This window comes from Hydrocoleum sp. CS-953, assembly GCF_002260545.1.
Taxonomy (GTDB): Bacteria; Cyanobacteriota; Cyanobacteriia; order Cyanobacteriales; family Microcoleaceae; genus Trichodesmium.
This window is the reverse complement of sequence record NZ_LGSU01001281.1, coordinates 1-9,206: the sequence shown is the minus strand read 5'-3', so window position 1 is coordinate 9,206 and position 9,206 is coordinate 1. Positions and strand designations below refer to the sequence as shown.

General features: G+C 38.0%; 8 protein-coding genes and 1 pseudogene. 2 read left to right on the top strand and 7 right to left on the bottom strand.

What is annotated here, in order from left to right; all coding sequences use genetic code 11:
- The first annotated feature begins 221 nt into the window (after positions 1-221).
- Positions 222-569 carry a Rid family hydrolase gene (locus AFK68_RS22765; protein ID WP_210407568.1) on the top strand — a complete coding sequence of 116 codons (348 nt, stop codon included), beginning with the start codon at positions 222-224 and terminating at the stop codon, positions 567-569.
- Positions 570-660: 91 nt separating this feature from the next.
- Here AFK68_RS22765 and AFK68_RS22760 read toward each other — a convergent pair whose 3' ends face one another.
- Positions 661-1,668 (bottom strand): zinc-binding dehydrogenase, encoded by a 1,008-nt coding sequence (locus AFK68_RS22760; RefSeq protein ID WP_094675333.1) that lies wholly within the window; start codon positions 1,666-1,668, stop codon positions 661-663.
- 807 nt (positions 1,669-2,475) lie between these two features.
- On the opposite strand from AFK68_RS22760, the gene AFK68_RS22755 reads away from it, so the two are divergent.
- Complete coding sequence (locus AFK68_RS22755; RefSeq protein WP_094675331.1) at positions 2,476-3,348, top strand: DUF4437 domain-containing protein; 873 nt, start codon at positions 2,476-2,478, stop codon at positions 3,346-3,348.
- A 29-nt stretch (positions 3,349-3,377) separates the two neighbouring features.
- Here the strand turns inward: AFK68_RS22755 and AFK68_RS22750 are convergent, their stop codons facing one another.
- The 6 genes and pseudogenes from AFK68_RS22750 to AFK68_RS22725 form a co-directional block, all read right to left on the bottom strand.
- A complete protein-coding gene (locus AFK68_RS22750) occupies positions 3,378-4,187 on the bottom strand; it encodes an alpha/beta fold hydrolase (RefSeq protein WP_094675329.1) in 810 nt (269 codons plus the stop codon).
- A 20-nt stretch (positions 4,188-4,207) separates the two neighbouring features.
- Positions 4,208-5,020, bottom strand: a complete 813-nt coding sequence (locus AFK68_RS22745) for an alpha/beta fold hydrolase (protein WP_094675327.1) — start codon at positions 5,018-5,020, stop codon at positions 4,208-4,210.
- 20 nt (positions 5,021-5,040) lie between these two features.
- Entirely contained in the window at positions 5,041-5,856 is an 816-nt protein-coding gene (locus AFK68_RS22740) for an alpha/beta fold hydrolase (RefSeq protein ID WP_094675325.1), read from the bottom strand.
- A 553-nt stretch (positions 5,857-6,409) separates the two neighbouring features.
- Positions 6,410-7,285 (bottom strand): nickel-dependent hydrogenase large subunit, encoded by an 876-nt coding sequence (locus tag AFK68_RS22735; protein WP_371357504.1) that lies wholly within the window; start codon positions 7,283-7,285, stop codon positions 6,410-6,412.
- A 270-nt stretch (positions 7,286-7,555) separates the two neighbouring features.
- Positions 7,556-8,105 (bottom strand): nickel-dependent hydrogenase large subunit (locus AFK68_RS46130; protein WP_371357503.1); only part of this gene is annotated, 550 nt, incomplete at its 3' end.
- A gap of 806 nt (positions 8,106-8,911) precedes the next feature.
- Positions 8,912-9,206: pseudogene (locus tag AFK68_RS22725) on the bottom strand (hydrogenase); the annotation flags it as partial.

Sequence of the window (9,206 nt, the reverse complement as noted above, 5' to 3'; positions counted from 1 at the left end):
GTCCATATACGAGCATATTTCTAATAATCCACTTCACTATTATCTTATATATAGAGCTAAAACTGGAGAAACTACTGTAAGCGTGCCAACCAATTTTGTAATCATTTTATGATAAGATTTTTAAGTTTTAGCCTGAAGATAACTATTTCCGGGGCTAAAACTGGACTCAAAACAAAAACTTGATTATAATTAATGACCTGAAAAGTTAAAGGACTTTATCAATGCCAAAACGTGAAGTAATTATTCCTCAAGGAATGGAAAGTATATATGAAAAATATCACTATTGTCCTGGAGTTAAAATAGGAAATATGTTATATATTTCAGGACAGGTGGGAAGAGATGAAAATTTACAGGTTGCGCAAAAGATAGAAGAACAATTTATCCAAGCTTTTGAGAATGTTAAAAAAGTTTTGGTGGCTGCTGGAGCTACTTTTGATAATTTCGTAGAAATGGTAATTTATCATGTTACTGGTACTAATGTAGGGGAATCTTCAGAGTCTCAACAACCGTTTACTATTCCCCATTTAGCATTATTTATGAAGGTAAAAGATTGTTATTTTACTCAATAATTTCCCACTTAGAGAGCGGTAGAAATTACTTCTTTATCTACCCCAGGATTAATTGTTGAAATTAAGTGTACCGCACTATTTAATGATTAGTCTATAATCTGACAATTACTTTACCTTGATTTTTCCCACTAAGTTGATATTCAACAGCTTCGACAATAGAATCTAATCCTCTAAATTCTGTAGGCTCGATCGCTACTTTAAGTTGCTTAGTTTGAAACAAATTAAAGAGGCGATCGCTAGCTTCTGCTTGATATTCTCGATAACATGGCATGAGAAATGCTCTAACTGAGGCAGCTTTCCAAAAGAGTTGATGATAAATTCGAGGTTGATTAATTTGTTCTAAATTATGGCTATATTCGGAGATAAAACCAACAACAACTAAACGCCCCATCATAGCTAAATTATCAACACAAGTATCAAACATTTTTCCACCAACACATTCAAATACTAAATTAATACCTTGGGGGTATTCTTTTTTAAGAACTTCATTAACATTTTCCTGACGATAATTAATAACTCTATCGCAACCTAATTGTTGTAATAATTCGACCTTTTTTGGAGAACCACAAGTTCCAATAACATGATTTCCTGCTAGTTTAGCTAATTGTACGGCAATATGTCCTGTTCCTCCAGCAGCAGCAGTTACTAAAACTACTTCTTGACTGGTCATTTCTCCCACTTGTTCTAAAGCTACTAAAGCGGAAACTCCTGTAGGCACTAATGTGAGAATTTCTGGAGAAACTTCAGGAACTTTAATTACTCCATCTATACTAACAGTTTGATATTCTCTATATGCTCCCCCTTTAGTAAAAGTTAAAACTCTATCTCCGGTCTTAAATTGTTTGACATTATCTCCAATAGCTACCACATTTCCTACTACTTCTACTCCCATATCTATCGGTATTTTTGGATTTAAATAGGGAATTTTGTCTTGAGATAATAAAGTATCAAATCCGGCATTAATCCCTGCAAATTGATTCTTAATTAGAATTTCGTTTGTTTGAGGTTTTTGTAGTTCAGTTTCTACAATTTCCACAGCAGAACGAAAATCAGAGTTAAAGTTTTTAATAACAAGCTTGCGATAACTTTTGGGTATCATCACCTTATACCAATTTAATAAATGTTTGCTACAGTTTCTTGAGTTGGGGAGTTGGGGAGGTAGGGACGTTACACAGGCAAAAATGCGTTTTCCGTTCCGGAATGCTACGCAAACATATCGCACAGCGTTAGCGGAGCTTTGCGTTAGCAAAACGTCCGTACACATAAGAATAATTCAGACAAGATTAAGCTAATAATTCTCAAAAATGTTATTCTACCTGTATTAATTACTTAATAATTGAAGTTTCAGCTAAGTATAGCATTATTTTGTCAAATTGGTATTAGAAAATATTTAACAGCTTCAGCAACTTTTTCAGGAATTTGATTCATCATACAAATTGTTCCTTCTGGAAATTATACCACTTTAGCATGGGGAATTACTGGAGAAACTAAATGACGATCTTACACTTTTGATAACCCTAATTTTTCAAATTCTTGAACATCATCTAAATCTAAAAATAATTATAGAAATTCTATTTTATTTGTGTATAAAAATATTACCGCTTTTAGGCAACAGGCAACAGCTCCAGAAGGCGGAAGTATAAGTTTTTTGATCTACTTTTTGATTACCCGCAACATAAGCGCGGATTGCTATATATAGGAGAAATAGCTAACCCTATTCCACGAGTTACCCCAGTAATTAAAACAACTTTCATAGGTTGAAAATAGTTAATTTTTCAGTTCAGAGAATAAGAGAATAATAGTTAAATTAGTCTATTTTATTTCCTTGATAATCTTCCTTGCAATTTTAGAGAGATTGGATTATGGTCTAACTAGAAAATGCAAGTTTTGACTAGGGATATACACTATGATGAATGATAATCAAGAAAATGCCAATCTTAAAGAAGACTGGGGAGGAGATGGTAGGGGACGGATGAATTTATCTGGGAGAAGTACAGCAATTTCTCCAGACTATATTCCTCGTCAATACCAGTTGTTTGACTCTAATACTGTACCAGAAATTTTAGATTGGCGTATTGAGGGAATGCCAGATACTGTCCCTTTTGCAACAAGAAGATTATTATCTTGGCATAATTGTGGTGCATCTACATCAAGGGTGAGTTTACCCCCTCAATTTACAGCTCCCGCAGGAATATTTACAGCCGATCTAGAAATTTTTGTTCTGAGTGGAGTTATTCAAATAGGAGAATGGCAATTAGATAAACATGGTTACTCTTTTATTCCTGCTGGGGTTAGAGTTGGTCCGTGGAAGGTTTTAGGAGATGAACCTGTAGAAATTCTGTGGATGGAAAATGGAGCAGTTCCCTTTAAATATGAAGCCTCAGAAATAGATAATTCTGATGCTAGAATGAATGAGTTTATTCCAGCATTGGATAGTAAACTTTTACCTTGGGGAAAAACAGAAACTACCCAATTTGAAGTTGCTAAAAAGAAGTATTTAAGGAAAGACAATAATGGGGGAGGTGTGTGGTTAATCGTTATTCTCCCTCATTATGATGGACATTATCCCATGATTCAATGCTACAATGAAGAAGGATATTGTTTAGCAGGGTACGTTGATCTAGACGATTATCGATTGGTAAAAGATCACTTTTGGTATTGTCCTAGTTTTGATATTCTTCCTAGACATATTACTGATGATGGTTGTTTAGCCTTTGTCAGAGTTGATAGGGATCTCTCAAAACCTGGAGTTGTTTTATCCTATAAAGACCGCTTATAGATAAACAAAAAAAGACAACTTTTAACTCTCTATTTATCTAAGAAGTTCATCACTACTTCAGCGACTTCTTCAAACATTTGATTCATCATACAAATGTTACCTTGTTCCAATTCAACTACCTCAGTATTGGGAATTAACTGAGTAGCTATCAATCTGTCTTCTGACTTTGCTAAACCTAAATTTTCAAATTGTTTGACATCTTCAAGTCCCCATAAAAGTAAGGTAGGACATTGAATCAAACTCAACCTTTCTTGGAAATTTAAACAGTAATTGGCTACAGCATAAACTGCATACATTGGATGACCAAAACATTTTAAATCATCCAATACCCAACGGTGATTTAATTCACCAGAACCTACATAGTTAGAACGAGCTAACCATCTGGCTATTAAGTGAGAACCATCTTCCTGAATTTTATAACCTTTAGAATATATTTCTAACAGTTTTTTCTTTCCTTGTTCGCCAAAATTAGGAAAATTACATAATATCAATTTATTCAGGCGATCAGAATAAGCAGATGCAACTTCTCCAGCAACAAAAGCTCCTGTATGATTACCTAAAATACTTGCTTTTTTGATCTTTAATTTATCTAGAAGTTGGATGATATTTTTTGCATAGTCTTCAATTGAGTACATTCTTGGTGGTTTATCAGAATCACCAAAACCCAAAAAGTCCATAGCAATTACTTGTCTTGTTTGAGCTAAAATACCCATTAATTCTTTATATTCATCACTACTTCTTGGTTGTTGATGCAGCAAAATTACTGGTTCACCTTCACCACCAATTCGATAATGTATTTGCCCATCTTCTGTATCTAAAAATGCTCTCTTGATTTTCATAATATTTAATTGATACTCATCTATTTTGTATCTAAAAAATCCATAACAACTGTAGATATTTCTTCTACCATTTGATTAATCATCCAGAGAGTTCCTCCAGAGATTTCAACTCCTTGACTATGAGGAATTGCCGCCGATAACCAACCTTGATTTTCTGCCTTTACAAAGCCATATTTGTCTATAGGTTCTAAGGCTTTAGAACCATTACAAACTAAGGTCGGACATTGAATAAGTTTAAATCTTTCTGGAGCAGAGAGACAATATTTACCCAGGGCAACTCCAGGATAGATACTTCCTCCAAAAGCTTTTAAATCATCTAAAACACAACGGTGATTTAATTCTCCTTTTCCTAGATAATTAATCCTCGCCAACCATCTTTCCATTAGATGGGAACCGTCTTCTTTAAGAGTAAATCCTTGACTATATCTTTGAACGATTTTTTCAGCTTCTTCTGCATCAAAACCATGAGTATTACAAAGGATTAATTTATTTAGGCGATCGCTATAAGATACGGCTACTTCTCCAGCAATATAACCCCCTGTTAAATTGCCCAAAATACTACATTTTTGAATCCCTAATTCATCTAACAATAAAATAACAGTTTTAGCATAATCTGCAATAGAATATTCTCTAGGAGGTTTATCGGAATCTCCTAACCCCATTAAATCCATAGCAATAACACGATATTTAGGGGCTAAAATTGCCATTAACTCTTTAAATTCATCGCTACTTCGAGGAGTCATGTGAAGTAAAACCAGAGGTTCTCCTTCTCCTCCAATGCGGTAAAAAATTTGTCCGTCTTCTGTATCTAAAAACGCTCTTTTTATTTTCATAATATTTAATTTATCCTCCTCTATTTTTTATCTAAAAAATCCATAACAACTGTAGATATTTCTTCAGGCATTTGATTAATCATACAGATAGTTCCCCCCTCAATTTTAACAGCTTGACTATGGGGAATTGCTTCAGATAACCAACCTTGATTTTCTGCTTTTGCCAAACCATATTTTTCTAAAGGTTCTAATGCTTTAGTTCCTGTACAAACCAAAGTCGGACATTGAATAAGTTTAAACCTTTCTTGAGCAGAAACACAATATTTACTAACTGCTAAACGAGTATAAATGGGTCTACCAAAAGTTTTTAAATCATCTAAAACAAAACGGTGATTTAATTCAACTCCAACAAAATCAATCCGCACCAACCATCTTTCCATGAGATGGGAACCATCTTCTTTTATGGTAAATCCTTCTCTATATCCTTTACCAAGTTTTTCAGCTTCTTCTGCATCAAAACCATGAACATTACAAAGGATTAATTTATGCAGGCGATCGCTATAAGATACGGCTACTTCTCCAGCAACATAACCCCCTGTTAAACTGCCCAAAATACTACATTTTTCAATCCCTAATTCATCTAACAATAAAATAACAGTTTTAGCATAGTCTGAAATAGAATATTCTCTAGGAGGTTGATCTGAATTTCCTAACCCCATTAAGTCCATAGCAATAACACGATATTTAGGGGCTAAAATTGCCATTAACTCTTTAAATTCGTCGCTACTTCGAGGAGTCATGTGAAGTAAAACTAGAGGTTCTCCTTCTCCTCCAATGCGGTAAAAAATTTGCCCGTCTTCTGTGTCTAAAAAAGCTTTTTTAATCGGTTGATTCATTTTTGCTTAAGTTCGTCATATTAACTTCCCTGGCGGGAAGTCCCGCGCTCTCCGGTGGGGGAGCGTCGTATGGGAAAGCCAGGGCCAAGATTCGGATACCTTCATAAGCTGTTCATATGCCCTTGACAAGCTAGGTACATTTTGTTAATATCAATGTCAACACAGGGGGAGGACATCACCTCTGTCTAAACAGCGGTCAGGGTTTCCCAGACTGAAGAATCCCGAGTTTTCCCGTAAGGGCAACGTCGGGAGTATGTCAATAGATAAATAGTTTGATTTATTATAAGCTAACTCTGAGAATAAAGCAACAGATAATCAAACCAGTTTCATCTGTCATGGTAAAATTGCGTTATACAGTCTAGTAGTAGACTGACACAACTTAAATGATGCAATACTAGGGGCGGGTTCCACTTTAAATTAACGAGTTTAAGCATCAGATCAAAACCCGCCCCAAAATCTAACGCACTGCTATCAAAAAACAAGGGACGCTCGCATTTTTGTTATCCAACGTCCCTTGTAAACTTATCGCTGACTGCTGAAAGCTGACTGCTACTTACGAAGTTCTAAACCGCGCCAACTCTTCCCCAGTCTTCGCATCGTGAGCGTGAACAGTACACACTAAACAAGAATCAAAAGACCGAGCAACATGACCTACTTCCACGGGGTCATTCACATCAGCAATAGGAATACCTATTAACGCTTCCTCAATAGGTCCGCGCACCCCTTCACCATCACGGGGTCCTACATTCCAAGTAGTCGGCGCAATAACCTGATAATTCTTAATCTTTCCGCCTTCTATTTCCACCCAATGACAGAGGGAACCACGACTAGCATTAGTAGCACCCCAACCGCGACCATCTTTTTCTTCAGGCTTAATATACCAAGGATCGCGCAAATTAAACTCCCGCAAACAACGCTCTGTTTCACGGTACAATTTAGTTAGTTCGTGCATTCTGGCAAACACGCGCAAATGTGCGTTCGGTCCGCCCATTTTCTTGAACATATCCAAAACTAAACCGTCTTTGTGTTGCCAACTTTCCCCATGATCGCCACCTGCTATCAATTCCCGCGCTAAGGCACCAACTTCCATCCGACCTAAGTCTTGGTGAGATACGGCAGTTGACCAAGAATAAGCACCATCAAAGTCAATATCGTTATTAGCAATGGGTACGGTAGTACGGTCAAAAGGATGTACATCTCCATCACCCTCGTTATACCAAGCGTGGGAAGTATTCTCCCTTGTAAAAGTATGCTCCATCAATTGATGAATATCTGTAGTGCTATCGTAGACACCACTTTTCATAATCATGGCAGCATTCCGACCTTCAATAGTCGGGCGTTGATATTTGTCTTCGTGAGGCAAATATCCCCAACTCATATATTTACCAACACCTGCACCAATTTTATCCAAACCAATATTCAGACCCATGCGCCAATAGAAACCAAGGTCTGAACTAGCATGATTAGGATTTTCATCTAACCATTCCATGAAATCTTCATAAGTTTGGATCTGTTCAAACCTGTCAATGGAACAACCTAACCATATCGGTTCTAACCAGTTAGTGCGGAAATATTCTAACATTGCCCAGGCGCGGGTAACGTCGGTCAGAGTAGGAGCGCACATTACGCCACCGGGAACCATGAAACTAGAATGAGGCCATTGACCGCCGAATAGAGCGTATATTTCTACGGGTTTTGNTGAAATCTTCATAAGTTTGGATCTGTTCAAACCTGTCAATGGAACAACCTAACCATATCGGTTCTAACCAGTTAGTGCGGAAATATTCTAACATTGCCCAGGCGCGGGTAACGTCGGTCAGAGTAGGAGCGCACATTACGCCACCGGGAACCATGAAACTAGAATGAGGCCATTGACCGCCGAATAGAGCGTATATTTCTACGGGTTTTGCTGCAACAGTAATACCTGGTTCGTAGGAAGTACCTGTGAATGCTGAGAAACGCTTACAAGCTTCTTCATAGAAAGGACTATTTTGGTATTTTTTGTTAGTTAAGTCGATCGCGTATAACCCGTAAAAGAAGCGCGGATGACTTTGGAGAGTTTCTACAAGTTGACCGAGGTTACGAGCAAGGATAGCGTTACGGGGTACTTCTGTTTGCCAAGCTGTATCTAACGCCCAGGATGCACAGGTGAGGTGAGAAGCACCGCAAATTCCACAAATTCTGGGAGTGACAATGAGACCAGCTTTGGGGTCTTTACCTTTAAGGATGACTTCAAAACCTCGGAACATTTGTGCTTGAGTCCAAGCGTTGGTTACATATCCGTCTTGAATGTCAACTCTTACGTCTAAGTCGCCTTCAACGCGCCCCACGGGAGAAATGTCTAATGTTTGTACTTTAGTTTGAACCATTTTTTCAGTTATCAGTTATTAGTTATCAGTTATTCAATTTCTGTAGGATGCCTTAGCGCCAGCGTAACGCACCATCATCCAGTAGTGTAACACTGACACATCTAAAATGGTGCGTTACATCATTGGGGGGCGGGTTTATCTAACTTCAGGTGAAAGCTCGTTAATTTAACGGGGAAACCCGCCCCTACTATTGCACTATTTTAGATGAAACAGTCCAGTAGGGTGCCTTAGCGCCAGCGTAACGCACCATCATCCAGTAGCGTAACACTGACATATCTAAAAATGGTGCGTTACGACGGATTGTTGAATCTCTTTCATAGTCTAAATTTTAGCCGTCTTTTCATGTCCGCTCTTAGGGGAAACGCACCCTACAAATTTTGCTACAAATTTTGCTAGGGTAAAGGGTCGAAAATTCTCCCCTGCTCCGTGCTTCCCTGCTCCCCTTCTGTCTTAACCAAGAATGAAACAGCACTGCCTTTCAAAGGAAGGATAGATGAAAGCATTGGTCAACAGTCGGATATCTCCACAAATAAAACCTTCCGCTCCCCTTGACAAGCAGGAAGTATTTTATTATTATCAAGGTCAATAAACACAGGGGGAGGACATCACCTCTGTTAAAACAGCAGCCTGGGAAACCCTGGCTGAATAATCCCGTTTTGTCGCGTAAGCGCAACGTCGGGAGTATGTCAAACAGTAAAGAAATCTTCCTCTGCCCATTCTGGAGTTGAATCTTTTGCCACCATAGTCAGCAAAGCATAATCTTTACGGTTAACTCCCGTTGGTAATTCTTTAGGAACTCCCATGACTGTTTGTGTCTTAAATACTGTTCCCGGCATGAGGTCGTGGAATGGAAATTCTGGTTCGGTACAACCCAAACATGGCATTCCCGCGCGAGTCTTGGAGGAGACTCGGTTCCATAAAATGCGGTTACAGGAAGAGCGAGTCATCGGTCCGCGACAACCCAAGTCATAGAATAGACAT